Raw genomic sequence first — 22,133 nt, forward strand, 5'->3', positions numbered from 1 at the left:
CTCATAGCCTATAGCTCGCGACCCACAGGGATGTGGGAAGTGCCCATGTTCGTCGGGAACGAACATGGGCCAGCTCGTAGCCATTATTCCCCGAGATCAATACACAGATACTTGGTCTCGAGGAACTCTTCCAGGCCCTGGTGGCCACCTTCACGCCCCAGACCCGATGCCTTTACACCGCCGAAGGGTGCTGCAGCATTGGAAATCATGCCCGTGTTGATACCCAGCATGCCATATTCCAGCGCATCGGCGAGACGCCACGTACGACCCATATCACGGGTATAGAAATACGCCGCCAGGCCATACTCGGTATCATTGGCCATGCTCACCGCTTCGGCTTCGTCGTCAAAGGCAAAGACCGCGGCCAGAGGCCCGAAGGTCTCCTCGCTGGCCACCTTCATCTTCGCGGTAGCGCCACTGATCAAGGTCGGGGTGAAGAAGTTGCCACCCAGTGGGTGTGGGTGCCCACCGATCCACAGTTCCGCACCGCTGTCCACGGCATCCTGAACATGCTCGTTGACCTTGGCCACCGCCTTGTCATCGATCAATGGGCCGATATTGACGCCACTCTGGGTGCCATCACCCACGTTCAGCTCACTGTTCATGGCTACCGCCAGCTTCTCGCTGAAGGCATTGACCACGCTGGACTGCACCAGGAAACGGTTGGTGCACACACAGGTCTGGCCGGCATTGCGGAACTTGGCCGCCATGGCACCGGTCACCGCGGCATCGAGATCCGCGTCCTCGAAGACAATGAAGGGGGCATTGCCGCCCAGCTCCAGAGAAATCTTCTGGATGTGCTGTGCGGCCTGAGCCATCAAGCTACGACCCACTTCGGTCGAGCCGGTGAAGGTCACCTTGCGCACAACGGGAGATTCGGTCAGCGCACTGGCAATTTCACTGGCGGCACCAGGCACGACATTGAACACGCCGCGCGGTACCCCGGCACGCTCGGCAAGCAGCGCCAACGCCGTGGCCGACAGCGGTGTCTGGCTCGCCGGCTTGCAGACGATGGTGCAGCCTGCAGCCAGTGCCGCTCCCGCCTTGCGAGTGATCATGGCTGCCGGGAAGTTCCAGGGCGTGATGGCACCGCACACCCCCACCGGGTGTTTGGTGACAACAATACGTTGATTGGCATGGGCTGCCGGAATGGTCTCGCCATAGACACGGCGACCTTCCTCGGCGAACCAGCGCAGGAAGCTGGCGGCATAGGCGATCTCACCAGCGGCTTCCTTGAGCGGCTTGCCCTGCTCCAGCGTCATGATGGTAGCCAGCTCATCCTGATGTTCGAGCATCAGCTCATACCATTTCATCAGGATATCGGCACGCTGCTGAGCGGACAGGGCTCGCCAGGCAGGCAAGGCGGCATCGGCAGCCGCAATGGCAGTTTCGGTTTCTGCACGACCAAGGCGAGGTACCTGGGCGATTACCTCACCGGTGGCCGGGTTCACAACATCAATCTGCTCATCACCGTCTGCGGCGACCCAACTGCCGTCGATATAGGCAAAGGGACGAAACAGCGGCATGTCCTGTAGCGAAGTCATCGGGGAGCTCCTGGGGAACAGCAATGGATAATCACTTCCATGCTAAGCGCTACGCCCCCGGATAGCCAACCTGTTCGCTACTCAAGATTCACCAGAACCAGATCAGGATTTATCTGAATCTCGCCCGGGGAGTTGCAGATTTTCCCGCTGCCGCGTCTGGCGTGACGCCGAGAGAGTCACCGACACCGAGTCTGCAAAGCGCAGCGCATGCGGCTTGTCGATCTCGAGCTGGGTCGTCAGTACCTGTTCATGGCTCATGATCAGGTCGAGCAGCTCACGGGTCATTCGTTCCAGCAGCATGAAACGATTGCCCTCGACATGGGCGATGATTTCCTTGGTGATGGTGCGGTAGTTCAGCGCCTGTTCGATCTGGTCGAAGGCCACTGCCTCATCGGCCGGATAGCGAATCACCGCATTGATGATCACATCCTGCAGATTGCGCACTTCCTCATCCTTGATACCGATATAAGTTCTCAGGCGCAGATTCTTGATGCGTATCGTTGCCAGCGAATGATCGAGGTGCTGATCGTCCAATACATGTAACGCCATCCCGTCCTCCTTGAGTTGTTGTGGATTGTGGCCTGGAATTCAGCCAACAAGTGCAGCGTGTGGCGGCATTTCGCCGCCAACCTGGTCTCAGCGACCATTTACTAGAGTCAGGAATTCCTGGCGCGTCGTCGCCTTTTCGCGGAAGGCCCCCAGCATGACAGAGGAAGTCATGCTGGAATTCTGCTTCTCGACGCCGCGCATCATCATGCATAGATGACGAGCCTCAATCACCACCGCAACGCCCTGGGCATTGGTCACCTGCTGTACCGCATCGGCAATCTGCCGAGTCAGATTCTCCTGAATCTGCATGCGACGCGCATACATGTCGACGATACGGGCGAACTTCGAGAGTCCCAATACCTTGCCGTTGGGAAGATAAGCGATGTGGCACTTGCCAATGAACGGCAATAGATGGTGTTCGCACATCGAATACAACTCGATGTCCTTGACCAACACCATCTCGTCGGTCTCGGAGCTGAATACCGCTCCATTGACGATCTCCTCAAGCGACTGGGTGTAGCCACGATTGAGAAACTGCATGGCCTTGGCCGCGCGCCGAGGAGTATCGACAAGACCCTCACGGTCCGGATCTTCACCCAGTTCCGTGATGATACCGCGATAGTGGTTGGCAAGAGTGTCGGTCATTGTTGGGCCCTTCAGGGGAAATCCAGCAAACGGCTGCGATGGCGCTTGGCCATCACATTGCGAATGGCTGATGCAGGTTTCACACTCGCGCCTCTACTGGTCTCATCCAGAGAACAGAGCACGCGAGCAATGCAGTCCGGTAATCGACGCAGCACAAACCGTTGGGTCTACACCGTGCCGAACGAAAGATGTGGCGGCTTGCCATATTGCGTCGAGAGCTCATATACAACTCCTGTACTCTTTCAGTACAACCGAGCACATCGTCGAGCGCAACGTACAACCGAGCCACATGGCGGCATAGTTTACCTCAGGCAACGTCGCTACGCAGCGCCTTGCATTCATGCCAGCCAGCGTGGTGCCTGATCCATTGCCAGACGCTGATGTTCCAGTTGGCGAATGTGGCTATCCCAGAACTCGGCGCCGCTGATCCAGGGGAAGGCTGCAGGAAATGCCGGATCTTCCCAGCGCGATACGATCCACGCGCTGTGGCGAACCAGCCGCAATGCTCTGAGTGGTTCCATCAACGCCAACTCGCTCCGGTCGAACTCGCGAGCCTGCTCGTACCCCTCGACCACTTCGCTGTATTGCATGAAACGCTCCTCGGCATCCTCCGCCGTCAGCAGCATCCATAGGTCCTGTACGGCAGGCGCCATCAGCGCATCATCGAAGTCGACCAGGGCAAAGTGCTCATCACGACCAAGCATATTGCCGATATGGCAGTCGCCATGGACTCGCAGCCAGGCAACACTCTTCCAATCGATGGCGTCCAACTGCCGAAGCATAGCGGCAGAGATACGCTCGTATGCCTGGCGCTGGCGGCGATCCATCCAGTTGCCGGAGAGCACCACCTCACCCGCCTGGCGGGCCATGTTCACCGGGTCCAGCGACAGACGCTGGGTAAAGGCCGAACGTTCGCCAACCGCATGCATCTGGCCAATCAGCTCCCCCAGCACGAACAGATGCGACGGATTTTCCAGTTCAGGCGCCTGACCGCTCAATTGTGGAAACAATGCCAACCGAAAGCCTTCCACATGATGCAGGCTTTCTCCGTCATCATTGCGCCAGGGGGCCCCCACCGGAACCCCGGCGTCAGCCAGCTCGAACAGCCAGTCGTGTTCTTCCTGAATCTGGGCGTCGGTCCAGCGTCCCGGGCGGTAGAACTTGACCACCCAACGCTTGCGCTCCTCGTCATGGACCATGTAGACGCGATTCTCGTAGCTGTTGAGGGCAAAGGGTTCACCCGGCAGCCAGAAGCCCAGCGACTCGATGGCCGATACGACCAGTGTTGGAGACAGTTCTGCAAAGGGAGGCAAGGGCGTAGTCATGACGACTCCAGGCAAGGTTCCAGCTGCATGTTAGCGTGGTATCCCACAAGTTGGCATGATTTCAGCGCGTCATACCGGATCGATGACCAAAGCCGCTTGCAGGGAATGGCTGCTCCCCTTGCTAAAAGCGACAACTCCGTCAGCGGCCCGGTATGGCGCGCCCCCTGGGAGTCATCAGGCGCCGCTGGTGCTGTGTTGCCTCCCTGGTCCATATAGTCGATATGGACTACAGGACGCGTCTAGCCCCAGCGACGCCTGATGGCTCTGAAACACGATGAACTTGCGGGACACCACACTAGCAGACAGGTGTCCTCGCCATCACCCAGGCATCCACGCGACGGGCACCGGCCTGCTTACAGCAGCGCGCCAGTTGTTCGATGGTCGCCCCGGTGGTCATTACATCGTCAACCAGCGCCACATGAGCCGGCAGAGGGCCATCGATCACAAAGCTGCCACGCAGGTTGCGCAACCTGGCGCTGCGAGACAAGCCACGCTGAGCCTGACCGACTCCCCGGCGACGCCGCGCCACCATCACCGGCAACGCCAGATACCCCGCCAACTGACATGTCAGCCATTCAGCATGCTCCAGCCCACGTTGCCGCGCCCGCACACCATCCGCAGGTACCGCCAGCAACACATCAGGACGATCGCCGACCGAATCATCCAGCAGATGCTCGGCAAACAGCGCTACCAGCATATGGCCTGCATGACAGTCAGCATGAAATTTGAAGCGGTGCACCAACCGGGCGACTTCCGCATGGTAGAGAAGAGGCGCATGACAGGACGTCAAGGCCGGTGGACGGGCCACACAACGCCCACACAGCTCCGCCGCAGCCGATGTCGGGTGACGTTGGCCCAGCGGCTCGGCACAGCGCCGACAGGCGTGGTGGTTCCACGGCAGGTGGTGGTGACAGTCCTGACACATCGCCACTGTCCTCCCCTCACCCACAAGCTTCCTGCGCCGCCGGAGCACCGGTCCACGACACAGCAGACAGCTGCCTTGCAACCAACTGCCCAGCAATCTGTTAACCCTGAAATAAAGCCAGGTTGACAGCTCCCGCCAAGTCTTTATCCTTCGTGTAAACTTCTAAAAACCAGTAGAGTTGACCATGACATCGACCTCCCTGTCCGCCATTTCGTCACCCGCTACTTCATCATCTGCATCCCCCCATCCAGCTCCGGCCAACGGCGGGGTTCGCTACGACTGGTCGCTGGATGACATCGAAACACTGCTGGCTCTGCCCTTCAATGATCTACTGTTCCGCGCCCAGCAAGTGCATCGCGAGCACTTCGACCCCAATGCGGTACAGATTTCTACCCTGTTGTCGATCAAGACCGGAGCCTGCCCCGAAGACTGCAAATACTGCCCGCAGTCGGGCCACTACAACACCGGACTCGGCAAGGAAAAGCTGCTGGAGATCGAGAAGGTCGTCAATCAGGCGCGTGCCGCACGCGATGCCGGCGCCAGCCGTTTCTGCATGGGTGCGGCATGGCGCAGCCCTCGTCAGAAGGATCTCGACGTGGTGCTGGAAATGGTTCGCCAGGTCAAGGCTCTCGGGCTGGAAACCTGCATGACTCTGGGTATGCTCGATGGTGATCAGGCCACGCAATTGGCCGATGCCGGCCTCGACTACTACAACCACAACCTGGACACCTCGCCGGAATACTACGGCGAGATCATCACCACTCGCACCTACGGTGAGCGCCTGGAAACTCTGGACAACGTGCGTCAGGCCGGTATGAGCATCTGCTCCGGCGGCATTGTCGGTATGGGCGAGTCATCCCGCGACCGCGCCTCCCTGCTCCAGCAGTTGGCCAACCTTGATCCACATCCGGAGTCGGTACCGATCAACATGCTGGTCAAGGTGGCCGGTACGCCACTGGAAGATGTCGACGACCTCGATCCCCTCGACTTCATTCGCACCATCGCCGTGGCGCGCATTCTGATGCCGAAAAGCCACGTGCGCCTGTCCGCCGGACGCGAGCAGATGTCGGAATCCACTCAGGCATTGGCCTTCCTCGCCGGTGCCAACTCTATCTTCCACGGCGAGACACTGCTGACCACGGCCAACCCGCAGCTGGAACGAGATCGCGCCCTGTTCGACAAGCTTGGCCTGCACCCGGAACAACGCGAAGTCTGCCACAGCGATAGTGAACAACAGCAACATCTGGAGGCGGCCATCCAGCGTCAGGCCACAGAGTCCCTCTACTACGACGCCAGTGCCTGATGAGTAGCACCGGCAACGATTGGCAGCGGTTTCTGGCCCACAAGGCCGCGGAACAGCGCCAGGCCGGACGCTGGCGGTGTCGCCTGGTGCGTGGAACCAATGATGCTCTGATCGACTTCGCCAGCAATGACTACCTGGGGCTGGCCAATGACCCGAGGGTCATCGCGGCGCAGCATCAAGGCGCTCGACTCCATGGAGCCGGCAGTGGCGCTTCGCACCTGGTGACCGGCCACAGCCAGGCCCACCATGAGCTGGAAGAAGCCCTGGCGCAGCACACCGGACGTCAACGCGCACTATTGTTCTCCACCGGTTACATGGCCAATCTGGGTGTGCTGCAGGCCCTGTGCGACACCGACACGCAGTTGTTTCAGGACCGTCTCAACCATGCCTCGCTGCTCGACGGAGCCAAACTGGCGGGAGCACGCTCGCGACGCTACCACCATGCCGACGGCGAGGATCTCCGGCGCCTGCTGGCCCGCGCTGATGCCAGCCAGCGGCGCCTGATCGTCAGTGATGGCGTGTTCAGCATGGATGGCGATGTTGCCCCACTGGATGACCTGACCTCCATCGCGGCGCAGCACCAAGCCTGGCTGATGATCGACGACGCCCACGGCCTCGGCGTCCTGGGCAACGACGGGGACGGCTGCGTTGGACGACATTATGCCAGCGACCAGGTTCAGGTATTGGTCGGCACTCTCGGTAAGGCATTGGGTACCGCGGGCGCCTTTGTCGCCGGCGACACGGCATTGATCGAACACCTGATCCAGTTTGCGCGCCCCTATATCTACACCACTGCGCTCCCCCCGGGCGTCGCCAGTGCCAGCCTGGCGTCCCTGCACATCTGTGTCAGCGAGCCCGAGCGGCGTCACCATCTTCAGGCGCTGATTGCCCGGTTCCGCCACGAGGCTGCCAGCATCGGGCTGCCGCTGATGGGCTCCTCCTCTCCGATCCAGCCATTGCTGCTGGGCGAAGAGTCGCGGGTGATGCACTGGAGTCGACAGCTCGGCGAGCTCGGCTTTCGCGTGGGCGCCATTCGTCCTCCAACGGTGGCTAGAGGCCAGGCACGATTGCGCATCACGCTCAGCGCACGCCACGACTTCAATGATGTCCATCGGCTGCTCGAGGCCCTGCAACGATGTCAGCAGGAAGAGCAGGGGCAGCAGCAAGGGCAGGGCCAGCAGGAGGACCACACATGAAGCTGGTGCTGTTGTCCGGTTGGGCAGTGGATGCTCGAATCTGGCGCCCTCTCGCCCCTCACTGGTCGACCGACGTCGACGTCGCCACCCCGGACTGGCCTGGCATGGGCCAGCATCCGGCCCTGCCCGTCACCGCGCTAGATGCTGACCACCAGGCACTGGCAACCGCCATGGCCGGAGAGCTACCTCAGGATGCCATCTGGGTTGGCTGGTCCCTTGGTGCCCTGCAGGCCACGCTGCTGGCTCACCGGTTACCCTCGCCCAGAGGGCTGATCCTGCTCGGTATGGGATCACGTTTCTGCCATCCTCAGGGCGTCACCGAGGCAGATCTGACCAGCTTTCGGAATGCCTTCGAACGCTCACCAGACAAGGCCCGGAGACACTTCCTGCGTTGGCAGCTCAGCGGCGAACCGTCACCGGGCAACGCCCTGCGCCTGCTCGGCGAGTTGGTCGACAGGAACCACCTCCATGATGTCGACACCCTTGCCTCAGGTCTGGAGTGGCTCGCCAACTGCGATATCACCGAGTCACTGGCAACACTGTCCTGTCCGGTCCGCCACCTCTGCGGCGACCGAGATCCGCTGCTCGCCGAATCAGTACGCCATGCCATGGACGCGCGACTCGCCAATGCCGGTCACTGCCCCATGGTCAGTCAGCCCGCACCTCTGGCCCGATTGATCGAAGATCAGGCCCGGTTTATCGAGGAGAGCCTTCAGCTGGCTGATAACAAGAGCCTTCAGCTGCCTGGAAAGGAAAGCCTTCTGCCATCCCGGTCCTCGTCCCGCAAGCAGGAGGAGATCAACTCATGAATGCACCGTTATCACTCGCCCCTTCTGCCCCTGCCAACACCTCGAATGACACCGACTGGTCGCAGCGGGTCGCCCACGCCTTCTCCCGCGCGGCGCCACATTATCGCCGCCATGCCCGAGCCCAGGCGGCAATGGCCGAGGCGCTCTGGTCATATCTGCCTGCCAGCGCCGATCACATCCTGGATATCGGCTGCGGGCCGGGTGATCTGGCGTATGCACTGGCAGCACACTATGCCGGGGCACGGCTGACTGGCGTGGATCTTTCCTACGCGATGCTCCACGAGGCACGCAAACAGCCTCATCAACAGCAGCTCACCTGGCTATGCGCCGATGCTGCGAGACTACCGCTGGCAGATGCCAGTCAGGCGTTGATCGTCTCCAACCTGGCGATCCAGTGGTGTCCCGATCTTCAAGCAACACTCGAGGAGCTGCGCCGAGTCATCCGTCCCGGCGGGCGGGCCGTGATCAACACCCTGGCCCCGGGCACCCTGAGCGAAATCGAGCAGGTCTGGCGCCAGCCCCATGCGCCAGCGGGAGTGCTGAGCTTTCGTGATGCCGCCTGCCACCGCCTTGCCGCCCATGCCGCCGGCTGGTCAGGCATCACTGTCGATCAAGCCTGTGAACGCTTCCATTACCCTGACCTCCGGGCGGTGATGGACTCGATCAAGGGCGTAGGCGCTCAGGTTAGCGGCCGTGATGTACGACGCACCAGGGGAGACATTGAACGGGCCCGGCGCCGATACGAAACGTTGCGGGATCACCGAGGTCTTCCCGTTACCTATCAGCGCCTGACCCTGGTGCTGGACGCCTGAACCAAACAGTATCAATCTGCGGAGCTACCTGGATGCAACGCTACTTCATCACCGGTACTGATACCGACACAGGCAAGACATTGATTGCTTCTGCCCTGTTGGCGAGAGCACGCCGGGACGGGCTGACCACCCTGGGCCTCAAGCCAGTGGCTTCCGGCTGCGAGAACACCGGCGTTGGCCTGCGCAATGCCGACGCCCTGAGCCTGATGGCCCACACCTTCCCCGCCACTGACTACGCCACTATCAACCCCTTTGCCTTTGAGCCCGCCATTGCACCCCACCTCGCCGCCCAACGCGCCGGTTGTGACCTGGGTCTCGAGCGCCTGGAAGGCGCCCTGGCCCCCGCTCTGGCAGAGCCTCGCGACCTGATACTGGTGGAAGGCGCCGGCGGGTGGCGCGTACCGCTCAACCCCGAGGAAAACCTGGCAGAGCTGGCCTCGCGCCTCGACCTCCCCGTCGTGCTGGTGGTTGGTCTCAAACTCGGTTGCCTGAACCACGCCCAACTGACCGCCGAGGCAATCCAGGCCGATGGCCTGGAACTGGCCGGCTGGGTGGGCAACCTACTCGATCCCGGCTTTGCCGTGGACGATACACTCTACCAGGCCAACCTGGCCCATCTCACCCGGGTCATCCCCGCGCCCTGCCTTGGTGTGGTGCCACGTCTCACCGAAGCCAGCCCCATAGAGCGTGCAGGAAAGGCCGCAGATTACCTGCACTTGCCGAGAATCGATTGACTTGCGGAGCGGGTCCCGTAAAATACGGGCCGCCTACCTGCAGTGCGGATGTGGTGGAATTGGTAGACACGCTAGATTTAGGTTCTAGTGCCTTCGGGCGTGGGAGTTCAAGTCTCCCCATCCGCACCATTTTGATTCCCCTCAGTTTTTCCCGATTTCGACCACGTTGTTTCGACGCAGTAGAGAATCTACTGTGACCGGATTGTGACCGAGCCGATTGACTGCCTCCCTCACCCGATAGCGTAACGACTCAGTCTTTCGACTCGCCATTGCCGCCTTTCTCCTTGCGAGCCGCCCCCATTGCGGCACCAATCGCTATTCCTACGCCTATCCCGATGGCCAGGTTTTCAGTGGCAATGCCTACCGCCACTCCTGTTGCCAGTCCAATACCGAGCCCTGCCGCTATGGGGCGCCTGGCCTTTGGCGTTTCCTTCTGCTTGTTGTCGACCACATATCCTCCTCGCTTCTCGTTACCAACACCGGCAACACGCGACTGGCAGTATTGGATGTTTATCGATAGCGTTCCATCGGCGCCGCAACGAGCTGCCGCTTGTGACACCCTCGCGCCTTCAACATCATGGCGCTGCGCCCACACCGTTCGATATTTCCCGATCACCAAGCCAGCGCGCCTTCAATGCAGGCTGCGGTCGGGGCCTGGAAAGCGATGTGGCCGTAATGGTCTACCCTATGGCAGGTGAAATCGCGAGCGCCGTTGCTGCGCAATCCCCATTCTTCCTTCTGATATGATCGAGGAGTGTTTCAGCCCCGATTCACTGGGCGCATGGAGCTATGTTGCCAATCGAAACCAGTACTTATCCTGCAACCCTGAACACCGCGCGCGGCCGCTTTCGAACGAGAGCCGCTATTGACATGGCAATCAAATAGCTCATCCTGATCGATTTGATTGTCGTCCGCACCACACTGGCGCAGATCCGCGGATCTGCGCCAGTGTGGTGCGTCTCACGTCGGCCTGATGGCCGACGGCGGCATGTCCCTGTGCCGCCATTAACCCGACATGAAAGCATGCCGGGTTAATGATGTGGTGTGGCGGCTCTCGGCGAGTGGAGTGCACAATCACGGCCTGATCAACATGGCCAGAAGGAGGACGGAGCCGTCATGTCGGTAGTGAGCGGCTATATCGATCGCGTGTGGGCCAAGGGCGTATCAGGCTGGAGTCCCTCCCCGCATGTTGTGGTGTCGGTCAATGGCATTCCTGTGGGCAGCACCCGTTGCACGGGCACTCGGCCCGATGTGCAGGCGGCAGGACTGTCACCCGATGGACGCGTTGGTTTCTCCTTTCCACTATCCCTCAGTGACGGGGATATCGTTCGGGTAACCACTCCACAGGACAAGCCGTTGCGCCACAGCCCCTGGCTTTACGTGACAAGGAACGGTGAAGACTGGCTGCCGGTGTCACTGACCGCCTGTCACCCGGAGTATTCAGAGATTGCAGATCTCTCTGAGCACTTGTCATGGAAGCAGTTCCGACCACTTTTCGGCCAACCAGGTCATATCTCTGCCGTGAAGTTTGATTCCGGAGAAGGTCCGAGGGTGGCACACCTTGGTGTCTCAGCTGATTCCGTCAGCCGCCTTCATCACTTCCATGAACAAGTGCTGACACCTGCTGGTATCGCCAGTCCGACGCTATACCACAAGCTCAACATCGGCGAACGACAGGCGTTGATCTTCGATTTCTTTCCCGGGCAACCACTGGACCGGCATGGCCCAGGGTGGGAGGCGTGGCTGCCTACCATCAAGGCTGAGCTGGAGCGTCTGCAACGTTTCGGAGAGCAGCACCGAGAATATTTGTGGCAGCCAGGCAGCCGAAAACTCACATTGGTCGCCCGTCTCATTCGTCATGCCCTGGGGGATGCCCTGCACTGGGATCGCGCTCACGGAGAGCGCGGTTTCCTGTTCTGGCTACTGAGAAGACTGCATCGCCTGCCACGGGTGCTGTCCCACGGAGACCTGCATCGCGAAAATGTTCTGGTGGACGCTGGTAGTGGTCACATCGCCCTGGTCGACTGGGACCGTTGGGGTTACCTTCCCATCGGTTTCGACCTGGCACGGTTGATGCGTGGCCTTCCCGGCGACATCGCAGAGCAACTTGCCGGAGGCAGCCAGATGCAGCGCTTCGGCGTCGCCGGCTTTACTTATCTTTTTCAGCGTCTTGATCGACCAGGCCTTGTGAATTCCGACGAGGGCGAGGCATTACGTCGGCGTTGCCGGCTACTCGCCGAGAGGTCATGAGCCACCCGGTGACCCCAGGCCCAGGCACCTCCCTGTTCAAGTCACATGCAGGACAACATAGCCCCCGACATTTGTCGGGGGCTATGTTGTCTCACGATAGGTTATGGGATCAGTGGCCATACCTGCAGCCATCCTATTGCCTGGTGAGCCGCCCTATATCCAGGTGGGCAGCATACCAATCACGTAGATCTGGGCAGGCAATACGCCAATAGCCATGCCCAACAGCAGATCATCGAACGTCATCCATCATCCTCCTTCGCCGCTGAATTTTCGGCTCTGCCGGATGGCTGCCCGAACGGTTCGAGATTGACCGTGACGGACGCCCGACCGATGCATGAATGGGATGAAAGATGCCACTTCCATCACTGCCATCGAGGTTTCTCTGGAATCTGGTCGTCGAACACGGCCATGGCTTCATTCCGATCCAGGGCCACGGCATTCCAGGGTAGCGAAGAGCCGGCAAAGTGGCAGTGATAGAGCACGTCTTCATCCACTTCGACTCGATGAATCTCGTTGCCCTGGTCGTCCTGCCACCAATCGGCATGTATGTGCCGCCACTTCGCAGTCTGCAAGTCAGGTGCCATGGGATCATCCCTCCTCACACATCCCGGTCGAATACCGACTCAGGAAGCTCTCCATATCTGCAGGGTTGCAGGTTTCAGGCCATGCCAGCGGGAGTAGAAATCAAGGCGCCGCTTGGCATTGGCCATTTCTCCCAGCCCTGGAGACTCACTTGAAGCATGGGAGAGGCAGCCCACTTCCACCTTCTTGCGAGCCTTTTGCCAGGACTTTGGCCAGGCGCGTCTGGCGGGCTTTACGATACGAGCTTCCGGATTCATCCGTTTCTCGAAGGGCGTATGGGTCAGCAGTAATGTCCGAATCATTGTCACCTCCAACCGCGTATGGTTCTGCAGTGATTGACTCTCCGTGGCTTACTGCCTGGGCATCGGAGTCATTACCCTACCCGGGACCGAGCCACTCTGATCCAGCACCTCCAGTATAGTAGAAAAACAATGTTCGCAAACACTGTTTGATAACTTTCCTCAAATCCATCCCGACTCGGCAAACCTATCCAGCCTCGACATACCCCTTTTCGGCTTGAACAGGCATGGCTGATCCGCCGCAGCTCTTCTCTACTCTTCTCTTCCCTTTCCTCTCCCCCCTTTCCTCTCTCACGCACTGCGTGCTGCAACCGGTATTCCTTCTTCAGGTCCGGATATCATCACCCGAAACTACAGGGTATTGGCCCGAGAGGAGTCACCAAGGCAGCTTCATCGTCTGTATCGATCGATCCAGTTAATATATTTCACTATCATTAAAATTAGCTAACTAATAAAATGCATGCTATCAACTCGATCACCAGAGGATAGCCACATGAAAATCAAACTGATCACCGCCAGCCTACTGCTCGCCGCCCTGCCTCTGGCTGCCCAGGCCGATCCGGCCACCGAGCGCGCCCTGCAGCTCAGCGAGCCACTGTCCACCGCCACTCAGACCAGCCGGGTCAGTCCTCCGGTGACCGATGTCTCCTTCGATGTCGTCGCCCAGGGCAACAGCGCCGCCATGGCCGAGTCACGCCTCAAGCTCCGTGCTCAACAGGATACGGCCACCAACATCGCCGAAACCGGCAACTCTCTGCAGCTTTCCTGGGATGCTGCTCACTAACGGCATCCAGAGCAGCGAGTACATCAAGGCATGACGAAAAAGGCCCCTGCAGGGGCCTTTTTCTGTGCGGACAACACCACGCTGACTGGCGATACCATCGGCGACTGTGGCTCAGAGCGTCTCTACTCGTCGGGAATCTCGGCCTCGACCAACTGCTTCAGCAAGGTGAGCGACTCCTGCCAACCGAGATAACAGGCCTCCGCAGGAATCAGATCAGGTACCCCCTCCTGGACGATATCAAGCTCGGTTCCACACGAGACCTGACGGAACGAGACAGTCACCTGCATCTCGCCATCCAGATTGGGGTCTTCGAAAACATCCGTGTGACGGATACGCTTGTGGGGATCCAGCTCGAGATACTCTCCACCAAAGGAGTGTGCCTGCCCCGTCGTAAAGTTGGTGAATGACATTCGATAGGTACCACCAACCTGGGCATCCAGGTGGTGGACCCTCGCGGTGAAGCCGTTGGGTGGTAGCCATTTGACCATGGCATCCGGGTCGAGAAACGCTCGATAGACTCGTTCGGGTGTTGCGCACAGGACACGATGAAGGCGGATGGTGCTGGGCATGGTGACGACTCCTGTATTGAGCGCCGGCACTTGAAGACAAATGCTTGAAGACCTGTACTCCACAAGATAAGTATCTTGATGACCGGCATTGATGATGTCTTGCTGCCTCCTGTAGACGAACGAATGGAGCCGATTTCGACAATCGGCTCCATTCAAGTTATTCCCCAACCGGATTTCTGCCCGCTGTCGTCGCCAGCAGGCATCGATCAGCCGGGATCAGTCCTCGATATCTATCGAGCGTAACCGCCAACGTCGGTCTTCCTCGCTACACCCCGGCACATCATTGCAGCGCTGCAGCGTCATCGAGCCGGCATTCGTGAATGGTTCACCGCGGCGCGCTCCCGACATCTGCACCGGCACTTCTGCATACAGGGTTCCCGCGGCACCTTCGACTCGGGCATCCCCCAGCGTTTCCCCATCGAAAGATTGGTAGGCAAGCATCGAGCTTTCAAAGAGGTCGCGTCCGCCCTTGCGAGTCGGTGTTTCAGGTGCCCACATCTCATAGGCTTGATCAAAGTCCCCCGCCGCCAACAGGTCGAAATAGTGCTGAGCCGTCGCAACCGGACTGGACGAAACGCTCTCCGTGGTATCTGTTGTCGGTATAGGCTCGGCTGCCCCACTCATTTCCGCACCCGACCTGCAGGAGGTCAGAGCCAAAGTGACCAGCACCGAGAAAGCCACTACCTTCATTCCCTTGTGAAACTGCAGACGCATCATCATTTCCTCTCGCTGAACATCATCCTGCTGGGCATCACCACGTCCAGAGTAGTGGTTGATGCGACTTCTGCCCATCGCTTCGGCCTGTTGTGGTCACCAGCTCATGACCAGAAGCCTGGTCGAATTCCGTGCTGCTCATTCGTCAAGGTTTGAGGAAGTCGTGAATTTCGTCACGCCTGCTACCTACCTCTGACCACAGGAGAGCCCAACGATGAAACTCTATGGCCTTGGCCCCACACGCTCATTGCGCGTTCTCTGGGCGCTGAACGAACTCGATGTCGACTTCGAGTTCATATCGATCAACCTCATGAAGGGAGAGCACCTGACCCCCGAGTTTCTCCACCTCAATCCCGCAGCTCGGGTTCCTGTCCTGGTGGACGGCGACACAGTGTTGACCGAATCAGCCGCCATCGTTCTATATCTGGCGGAAAAGTACCCGGACAAAGGCTTGTTACCCAACGATATCAAAGAGCGCGCGCAGGTATACCGCTGGACCATGTTTGCCATGACCGAGCTTGAGCAACCTCTGTGGCGCATAGCGCGACACACGACGCTGTATCCAGAAAACCAGCGACTCCCCCGGGACATCGAGCTGGCAAGGCAGGATTTCGTCTCCATGGCGGCCGTGCTGGATCAGCATATGCAGGCGAGGCAGTTCATCGTCGGTAATGACATCACTGTTGCCGACTGCGTCACTGCATACCTCATGGACTGGGCGAACGAGGAAGGCCTGATCGACGACCAGACTGCGCTGCTCGCTTATCTGCAACGCATGTACCAACGCTCCGGAGCTCCCCAGCGCATCGCCAGAGCCATGGAGGAGCTCCTGCACTGACCGATGCAGGAAGCAGCCATCCCCTGCCGACGACCGTCCGGGCTATTAACATGGCAATCAAATAGCTCATCCTGATCGATTTGATTTTCGTCCGCACCACACTTGGCGCAGATGCGCGGATCTTCTGGTGTGATGCGGTCTCGCGTCGGCCTGATCGCCGACGGCGGCACATCCCTGTGCCGCCATTAACCCAACATGAAAGCATGCCGGGTTAATAATACACATGCCTTATGGACCAACAGCAATGAGTTATGCAATGGTCAAGATATGGCATCATAGGCCATTGAATTTCCCCGCCAGCGAGGCACCAGAGCCCCGCGGGTGACTCTGTCGCACAGCGGCCCCTGCCGTTACGACCTGAGTCGCCTTCGATAAAGGGGAAACTACGCAGGGACTACAGTGACGACATGACAAACTTCGAGATTGACGAAAAGGCCCGGGACCTCTCGGATGGCGAAAGCGCCTATGCCTTGGCCAGACAACTGGTCAAGATGGAAATGGAGCGCGATGCTCTGGCAGCCTACGTAAAGCGTCTGACCCAACGGGGCAGCAATCTGTCCAGTGCCCTCGCCGGCAAGGCGGAACCCGCTGCCGCGCAAGATAACTGGCAAGCCGTGCTCGCCGAAGCGCCAGCAATTGGCCTTGCTCACCGCGATGCCGAAGTGGCGGCCAACGCCATAGAGAACCTTGCTCGACAGCTCGGCGATGCCGATGATCGAGCTGCAGCCATGACAGCAGTTACCGAGTACCGCCGCAAGGCGGAAGGTCTATAGGGAAAGGCCTGTAGCGGATATTCTCGAGAACGGCGGCTCCGCCCCTGGATTGTCCATTCACGCCAGCCACCAAGGCCCCGGGCAATCCAGTCCAGGTGGTGCATAGCGGCAATCTGCCGCATGACGGAAGTCCGTCCCTGACCAATGCCATAGCGTGAATGTGATATAAACTGCGGCGGCTGAATGGATAGGCACACTACCATGGCAGATACCGACGCCATGGAACCTTTCAGGACGTTGAGCCCGGCGGCGATGAGAGCACAGACTCTCACGTCAGAAACGCCTTTCCACACGCCTCCCCCTCTGATGATGTCTGATGTCGCCCGCGCCGGGCCCAACCTGGTCCTGCTTCTACGCTGGAGCCAGGGCGCCCTGCGCGCGGCGGCACTGTATTGCTCATGACCTCGAGCTGTCACCCCGGCATGGTGGAAAGACCATGCAAGGAAAGCAGGCTCACCAGGAGATCCATTAATGCTCAACAATGTCGCCCTTGGCTTGTTGATTTTTGCCGTGCTGATGTTCTTCTACGGCATTATCGCCATCCACGACATCCCCTACCTGATCGCCAAGAAACGTAACCACCCCCACCAGGATGCCATTCATGTTGCCGGCTGGGTAAGCCTCTTTACCCTGCACGTGCTGTGGCCCTTCCTGTGGATCTGGGCAACGCTCTATCGCCCGGAGCGCGGCTGGGGCTTCCGCCAGATCGAGGATGAACAGGCCCGTGAACGCGAGGAACTTGACCGCTTGCGCACTGAAGTCAGTGCCATGCAGACGCGCCTTGCCGCTCTCGAGAGCCGCTCCACCCAGGATTCCTCAGCCTCGCAGGGAGATTGAACCGAATGGAAACGTTGATCGTATTGATCTATGCGGCGCTGTGTATCTTCATCTTCAAGCTGTTCCGCATTCCGAAGAACAAATGGACCGTACCGACTGCTGTATTGGGCGGGATCATCCTCGTCAGCAGTCTGGTGCTGGTGATGAACTACAATCACCCCTTCTCGCGGCAGGTGCGTGAAGCCTACGTCGTGACCCCACTGGTCTCCGAGGTACGGGCACGCGTGGTGTCCATTGATGTCGAGCCCAATGAACTCGTCAAGGCGGGCACACCACTGTTCACGCTCGACTCCGCGAAGTACGAGGCCGTCGTCGAGCAGCTCAGTGCTGAGCTTCAGGATGCACTGCGCAATTCACAGGGGCGCGTGGCAACCGTCAGCGAAGCCCAGGCAGCCCTGGTGGCCGCCCAGGCACAGCGGGACCAGGCCAGCCGCACCCTGGCACGCTATCGTAATGCGTCCAGTGCCTTCAGTCGGCAGCAGATTGATCAGGCGCAGCGCAACTTCGATACCGCCGCGGCAGGCGTTGGCCAGGCTCAGGCAGCATTTGAGCGCGCTCAGGCTCAGCAACAAACTGGAGATGGTGAACTGGATCCGCTGGTCGCCGCCAAGCAGGCGCAACTCGAGCAGGCGCAACTCGACCTCGAACATACCGTGATTCGCGCGCCCACCGATGGCTACCTGACGCAACTGGCCGTGCGCCCCGGCATGATGGCGGTCACACTGCCGTTGAGGCCCCTGGGGGTGTTTCTGCACAAGCAGGAAGGCCACTTCACTGGAGCCTTCCGCCAGCAATCACTGCAACGTATCCAGCCCGGTTCCGAGGCCGAGCTGATCTTCAACGCCCTGCCCGGAAAGGTCTTCTCTGCTCGAGTCGATCAAGTGTTGCCGGCTATTGCCGAGGCGCAACTGGTCGCCGGTGATCGTCTGGTCGGAGGGGCCGCCTTTGCCAACCCGGACAGCCGCGTACTGGTCACCTTCAAGCTGGAAGAAGATCAGGACCTTCCTCCCCTTCCACTTGGTGTGACAGCACAGGCGGCCGTCTACAGCGAGCACCGTGACCACCTGTCGGTGATGCGCAAGATTCTGTTGCGTATGCTGAGCTGGCAGCACTATCTCTATCTGGACCACTGACCTTTACCTGGCTCCATCCCCCTTGGGCAGGCCAGTCATTCTCTATTGCGTACTGGTCCCGCTACCTCACCGCTCTGGCCATGACCGGAGCGGTGTGCCACTCCCCGCCGACATCGACACACCTCGACTATTCCTCGGGAACCTCCAGCGGAATCGGTGATGGCGGCACCCAGTCGCCATCAAGCAGGGCCCCGGCAGGACGATAGAAGCGGAAGGTGTAGCTCCACCCCGGCTCGATCGCCAGATAGTTGTGTGCCTCGGCGTTGCCTCCGAAAAGCAGCGTGACAGACCCATCCTCGTTGGCATGTGCATTGCTGCTCTGCAATGACCAGGCGCCCTCAGCGTCGGGCAGCAATCGTCCGTCCCGGTCATGAACCGCCACCGACCAGAACGCCGTGATCGGTACATCGAACGGCACCGTCAGTACCTGAGCGCGATCGCTTTCATTATGCAGAGGCGTAAAGGTCATGAACAAGGCTGCCGACTCTGGCTGGCCGAGCCAGGCGGCGGCGGTCCCCCAGAGATGGCGAATCGGATCCACCTCGTCCTTCGCGCCGAACATATCGTGACTACCACTGACCCAGGGAGAGAGATCGAGTATGGCTTCCCGCAGCGCGGTCATCTGCTGGGCATCCCAGTCAGGCAGTTCCAGGTTTCCCGAAGCCTCCTGATGCCACTTGATTTCATCCTGCATGGCATTGGCATCGGCGATATCGTCGGGATCATCAGCATCCACCTGAGTACGAAACACCACCAGCGCATAGCGTGACCCGACATCTTCCTGGGTCAACTCCTGCTCGATTCCGCCGTAGCTCATGATCGGGGTGTAGTGGTCCTGATTGATCACCTGCATGGATTGCATCCGCGTGGCACGCTCCGGTGTCACAAAGCGAACCGGATGGGCAAGATCAAACAGCCCGATGCTGTACAGTACGTCGCGATTGGGCCGCACCAACCTGCCCTCGACAGGCTGGGGCTCTCGCTCATGACGCAGAGTGCCGAAGTACCCATCCTCGGCGTAGCGCCGAAAATGCAGATCAGTCTGCGCCCGCACATAGTTGTCGAGAGTGACGGCAACCGCAGCCCTCGCCGGTACCGGCCGTGCCATGAGTGCACTGACCAGCACCAGAAGCATCATGGCTGCCAGTGCCCTGCCTGGTATTGTTCGCTTCATGCTCGCCTGCCTGATCACCACTGCAATATCCTGAGGATAGACGTGCTGTGCCGGTTACCCACGAGCATCGACAGAAAATCCCGATAAAGCAGAATGTCTACGCAATCACCTCGCCATCACGAGACGCCATCACAAGACACCATCAAAACCCGGCAACACGACTCGAGCCTTGAGGCATCACCCCAGTCTGGCAGATTGTTTTACCCAGAGAGCGTTGAAGCAGGTAGATACATCAGATGCGTCAGGGCCCATCACCTGGATGGGCCCTGAGCGGGGTTCGAGTACATACTTGATCAAGAGACCAAGTAAGCACTGAACCCGGTAGGTATACGGAGAACGGAGGCCTTCAGCTTCCGGCGACAGTCATCTCATCGATCAGCCAGCTGCCGGTATGGATACTGCCACGGGTATCGATATCACTGCCGACCCCCGCCAGGCCCGCGAACATGGAAGCCAGGTTACCGGCGATGGTGAACTCCTCGACCGGATGCTGAATCCTGCCATTCTCGACCCAGAAACCTGCCGCGCCGCGCGAGTAGTCACCGGTGACACTGTTGACGCCCTGCCCCATCAGCTCGGTGACAAGGATTCCCCGATCCATCTGCGCCAGCAATTCATCACGCGACTGAAGCTCGGCACCAATGCGAAGATTACGCGCGCCACCGGCATTGGCGGTGGTCTGCATTCCCAGGCGGCGGGCACTGTAGGCCGACAGCATATAGCTCGCCAGCACTCCCTTGTCGATGAAGACATTGTCACGGGTCTGGACGCCATCTCCGTCGAACGGGCTGCTGGCAAGGCCACCCACCAGCATCGGCTTCTCGCCAAGGGTGAACCAGTCCGGGAACAGCGATTCGCCAAGGCGGCCACACAGGAAGGAGGCATCGCGATAGATGGCACCGCCCGCGATGGCCGACATCAAGTGGCCGATCAGGCCGCTCGCCTGACTGGGGTCAAACAGCACAGGGAAACGCCCGGTCTGCGGTGTCTGTGCGCCAAGGCGGCGCAAGGTGCGCTCAGCTGCGCTACGCCCCACCTCAGCGGGATCACGCAATTCGCCAGGCTTGCGTGCCGAGGTGTAGTCGTAATCACGTTGCATGCCGTTCCCGTCCTCGGCGATCAGCATGCATGACAGCGAATGCCGACTGCCGCACTGACTTCCCATGAAGCCATGACTGTTGGCATAGACCCGAACGCCCTCGCCACTGGATAGGCTGGCACCATCGGAACTGCGAATGCCCTCTGCCGCCAGGCCCGCCGCTTCACAGGACACCGCCAGCTCAATGGCTTCGTCCGTTCCCAGCGCCCAGGGATGATGGACATCGAGGTCCGGAAAGCGGGTTGCCATCAAGTCAGCATCGGCCAATCCCGAGGCCGGATCTTCGCCGGTGTAGCGAGCGATAGCCAAAGCCTTCTCGACCACGGTCTTGATCGACTCATCACCGGCGTCGGTAGAAGAGGCGCTGCCCTTGCGCTGGCCGACGTAGACGGTCACAGCAACGCCCTGGTCCCGGGACAGTTCAACCGACTCCACATCACCCTCACGGACACTGACTCCAATGCCCTGGTCGACACTGGCTCCCACCTCGCAGGCATCAGCCCCCAACTGCCGGGCCATCATCAGAGCGGCGGCTGCGCGTTCCTCGAGCAGTTTCTGCTGAGCCGCGGCATCGAACGCCTGTGTCATGACTGTTCTCCTATCGTGACCGCTGGCGGCCACTACTGTATTACATTTGCGCGCCGCGATCGGCAGCGCGTACTGGTATACTGCGCACACTTCCCGATTCATGAACCATGGGCACCGGTATGACCCAACCCGAGCACAACCCCGCCGAAGAACAACCCAGTAAATCCCAGCTCAAGCGCGAAATGCACGAGCTGCAGGCCCTGGGCGAACAATTCATTGCCATGAAGCCCGAAGAGCGTGATCGCTTTCCGTTGTCTGACGAGTTCAAGCGCGCCATCGAGGAAACCGACAGGATTCGCGCTCGTGAAGCTCGTCGCCGCCACATGCAATACGTCGGCAAGCTGATACGCAAGGAAGACCTCGAAGGCATCCAGGCCGTATTCGACGCGATCGAACAGACCAAGGAACAGCGTGACCACGCCTTCCATCGCCTCGAGAAGTGGCGTGACCGACTGCTCGAGGAAGGCGATGACGCCGTTCAGGCCTTCATCGCCGAATATCCCCACGTCGACATTCAGGCACTACGCCAACTGGTCCGCAACACCGTGCGTGAACGTCAGCAGCAGAAGCCACCGACCAATGCCAAACGGCTGTTCAAGCTGATGCGCGAAACGGCGGGGCTTTAGCAACCATAAGCTGTAAGCCGTAAGC

Annotated in this window: 24 protein-coding genes and 1 tRNA gene; 13 read left to right on the plus strand and 12 right to left on the minus strand. The window is 59.8% G+C overall.

Annotated features, from left to right (window positions below; translation table 11 throughout):
* Positions 1–83: 83 nt before the first annotated feature.
* From BUE38_RS13350 to BUE38_RS13370, 5 genes are all read right to left on the minus strand, one after another.
* Complete coding sequence (locus BUE38_RS13350) at positions 84–1,544, minus strand: NAD-dependent succinate-semialdehyde dehydrogenase (protein WP_073435721.1); 1,461 nt, start codon at positions 1,542–1,544, stop codon at positions 84–86.
* A 102-nt stretch (positions 1,545–1,646) separates the two neighbouring features.
* Complete coding sequence (gene folX / locus BUE38_RS13355) at positions 1,647–2,093, minus strand: dihydroneopterin triphosphate 2'-epimerase (protein ID WP_073435722.1); 447 nt, start codon at positions 2,091–2,093, stop codon at positions 1,647–1,649.
* Positions 2,094–2,180: 87 nt separating this feature from the next.
* Positions 2,181–2,738: a GTP cyclohydrolase I FolE gene (folE, locus tag BUE38_RS13360; RefSeq protein WP_073435723.1), complete on the minus strand. Its 558-nt coding sequence runs from the start codon at positions 2,736–2,738 to the stop codon at positions 2,181–2,183.
* 338 nt (positions 2,739–3,076) lie between these two features.
* Positions 3,077–4,063 (minus strand): serine/threonine protein kinase, encoded by a 987-nt coding sequence (locus BUE38_RS13365; RefSeq protein WP_073435724.1) that lies wholly within the window; start codon positions 4,061–4,063, stop codon positions 3,077–3,079.
* Between the two features lie 295 nt (positions 4,064–4,358).
* The gene (locus BUE38_RS13370) at positions 4,359–4,988 is read right to left on the minus strand and encodes a ComF family protein (protein WP_084541931.1); all 630 of its coding nucleotides are present in this window, start codon (positions 4,986–4,988) and stop codon (positions 4,359–4,361) included.
* A gap of 184 nt (positions 4,989–5,172) precedes the next feature.
* Between BUE38_RS13370 and bioB the strand changes: the two genes are divergently transcribed.
* The 6 genes from bioB (at position 5,173) to BUE38_RS13400 (ending at position 9,971) form a co-directional block, all read left to right on the plus strand.
* On the plus strand, positions 5,173–6,291 hold the full coding sequence (gene bioB, locus BUE38_RS13375; RefSeq protein ID WP_084541932.1) for a biotin synthase BioB: 1,119 nt from the start codon (positions 5,173–5,175) through the stop codon (positions 6,289–6,291).
* Positions 6,291–7,487, plus strand: coding sequence for an 8-amino-7-oxononanoate synthase (gene bioF, locus BUE38_RS13380; RefSeq protein ID WP_073435725.1), 1,197 nt, complete (start codon positions 6,291–6,293; stop codon positions 7,485–7,487). Before bioB ends, bioF begins: the two co-directional genes overlap by 1 nt.
* Positions 7,484–8,296 (plus strand): alpha/beta fold hydrolase, encoded by an 813-nt coding sequence (locus tag BUE38_RS13385; RefSeq protein ID WP_073435726.1) that lies wholly within the window; start codon positions 7,484–7,486, stop codon positions 8,294–8,296. Before bioF ends, BUE38_RS13385 begins: the two co-directional genes overlap by 4 nt.
* Entirely contained in the window at positions 8,293–9,108 is an 816-nt protein-coding gene (locus BUE38_RS13390) for a methyltransferase domain-containing protein (protein WP_073435727.1), read from the plus strand. Before BUE38_RS13385 ends, BUE38_RS13390 begins: the two co-directional genes overlap by 4 nt.
* Before the next feature lie 32 nt (positions 9,109–9,140).
* On the plus strand, positions 9,141–9,842 hold the full coding sequence (bioD, locus tag BUE38_RS13395; protein ID WP_073435728.1) for a dethiobiotin synthase: 702 nt from the start codon (positions 9,141–9,143) through the stop codon (positions 9,840–9,842).
* Positions 9,843–9,886: 44 nt separating this feature from the next.
* Positions 9,887–9,971, plus strand: a tRNA-Leu gene (locus BUE38_RS13400).
* Positions 9,972–10,092: 121 nt separating this feature from the next.
* On the opposite strand, the gene BUE38_RS13405 is transcribed toward BUE38_RS13400, so the two are convergent.
* On the minus strand, positions 10,093–10,293 hold the full coding sequence (locus tag BUE38_RS13405) for a glycine zipper domain-containing protein (protein ID WP_073435729.1): 201 nt from the start codon (positions 10,291–10,293) through the stop codon (positions 10,093–10,095).
* A 665-nt stretch (positions 10,294–10,958) separates the two neighbouring features.
* On the opposite strand from BUE38_RS13405, the gene BUE38_RS13410 reads away from it, so the two are divergent.
* A complete protein-coding gene (locus BUE38_RS13410; RefSeq protein WP_073435730.1) occupies positions 10,959–12,092 on the plus strand; it encodes a phosphotransferase in 1,134 nt (377 codons plus the stop codon).
* Positions 12,093–12,454: 362 nt separating this feature from the next.
* On the opposite strand, the gene BUE38_RS13415 is transcribed toward BUE38_RS13410, so the two are convergent.
* Together BUE38_RS13415 and BUE38_RS22580 are read right to left on the minus strand one after the other, a co-directional pair.
* Positions 12,455–12,676: a hypothetical protein gene (locus BUE38_RS13415; protein WP_073435731.1), complete on the minus strand. Its 222-nt coding sequence runs from the start codon at positions 12,674–12,676 to the stop codon at positions 12,455–12,457.
* A gap of 39 nt (positions 12,677–12,715) precedes the next feature.
* Positions 12,716–12,976, minus strand: a complete 261-nt coding sequence (locus BUE38_RS22580; RefSeq protein WP_143166320.1) for a hypothetical protein — start codon at positions 12,974–12,976, stop codon at positions 12,716–12,718.
* A gap of 490 nt (positions 12,977–13,466) precedes the next feature.
* On the opposite strand from BUE38_RS22580, the gene BUE38_RS13420 reads away from it, so the two are divergent.
* Positions 13,467–13,757 (plus strand): hypothetical protein, encoded by a 291-nt coding sequence (locus BUE38_RS13420; RefSeq protein WP_073435732.1) that lies wholly within the window; start codon positions 13,467–13,469, stop codon positions 13,755–13,757.
* A 122-nt stretch (positions 13,758–13,879) separates the two neighbouring features.
* Here BUE38_RS13420 and BUE38_RS13425 read toward each other — a convergent pair whose 3' ends face one another.
* Positions 13,880–14,326, minus strand: a complete 447-nt coding sequence (locus tag BUE38_RS13425; RefSeq protein ID WP_073435733.1) for an SRPBCC family protein — start codon at positions 14,324–14,326, stop codon at positions 13,880–13,882.
* Positions 14,327–14,542: 216 nt separating this feature from the next.
* The gene (locus BUE38_RS13430) at positions 14,543–15,118 is read right to left on the minus strand and encodes a hypothetical protein (protein ID WP_073435734.1); all 576 of its coding nucleotides are present in this window, start codon (positions 15,116–15,118) and stop codon (positions 14,543–14,545) included.
* Positions 15,119–15,254: 136 nt separating this feature from the next.
* On the opposite strand from BUE38_RS13430, the gene BUE38_RS13435 reads away from it, so the two are divergent.
* From BUE38_RS13435 to BUE38_RS13455, 4 genes are all read left to right on the plus strand, one after another.
* Positions 15,255–15,878, plus strand: a complete 624-nt coding sequence (locus BUE38_RS13435; RefSeq protein ID WP_073435735.1) for a glutathione S-transferase family protein — start codon at positions 15,255–15,257, stop codon at positions 15,876–15,878.
* 407 nt (positions 15,879–16,285) lie between these two features.
* Positions 16,286–16,651, plus strand: coding sequence for a hypothetical protein (locus BUE38_RS13440; protein WP_073435736.1), 366 nt, complete (start codon positions 16,286–16,288; stop codon positions 16,649–16,651).
* Positions 16,652–17,122: 471 nt separating this feature from the next.
* On the plus strand, positions 17,123–17,488 hold the full coding sequence (locus BUE38_RS13450) for a DUF3302 domain-containing protein (RefSeq protein ID WP_073435738.1): 366 nt from the start codon (positions 17,123–17,125) through the stop codon (positions 17,486–17,488).
* 5 nt (positions 17,489–17,493) lie between these two features.
* Positions 17,494–18,621, plus strand: coding sequence for an HlyD family secretion protein (locus BUE38_RS13455; RefSeq protein ID WP_073435739.1), 1,128 nt, complete (start codon positions 17,494–17,496; stop codon positions 18,619–18,621).
* Between the two features lie 127 nt (positions 18,622–18,748).
* Here the strand turns inward: BUE38_RS13455 and BUE38_RS13460 are convergent, their stop codons facing one another.
* Both BUE38_RS13460 and pmbA read right to left on the minus strand, forming a co-directional pair.
* On the minus strand, positions 18,749–19,795 hold the full coding sequence (locus BUE38_RS13460; RefSeq protein WP_143166321.1) for a DUF1214 domain-containing protein: 1,047 nt from the start codon (positions 19,793–19,795) through the stop codon (positions 18,749–18,751).
* A gap of 346 nt (positions 19,796–20,141) precedes the next feature.
* Positions 20,142–21,482 carry a metalloprotease PmbA gene (pmbA, locus tag BUE38_RS13465; protein WP_073435741.1) on the minus strand — a complete coding sequence of 447 codons (1,341 nt, stop codon included), beginning with the start codon at positions 21,480–21,482 and terminating at the stop codon, positions 20,142–20,144.
* A 119-nt stretch (positions 21,483–21,601) separates the two neighbouring features.
* On the opposite strand from pmbA, the gene yjgA reads away from it, so the two are divergent.
* A complete protein-coding gene (gene yjgA, locus BUE38_RS13470) occupies positions 21,602–22,108 on the plus strand; it encodes a ribosome biogenesis factor YjgA (protein ID WP_084541953.1) in 507 nt (168 codons plus the stop codon).
* Positions 22,109–22,133: the final 25 nt, after the last annotated feature.

Source organism: Halomonas cupida, assembly GCF_900142755.1.
Taxonomy (GTDB): domain Bacteria; phylum Pseudomonadota; class Gammaproteobacteria; order Pseudomonadales; family Halomonadaceae; genus Halomonas; species Halomonas cupida.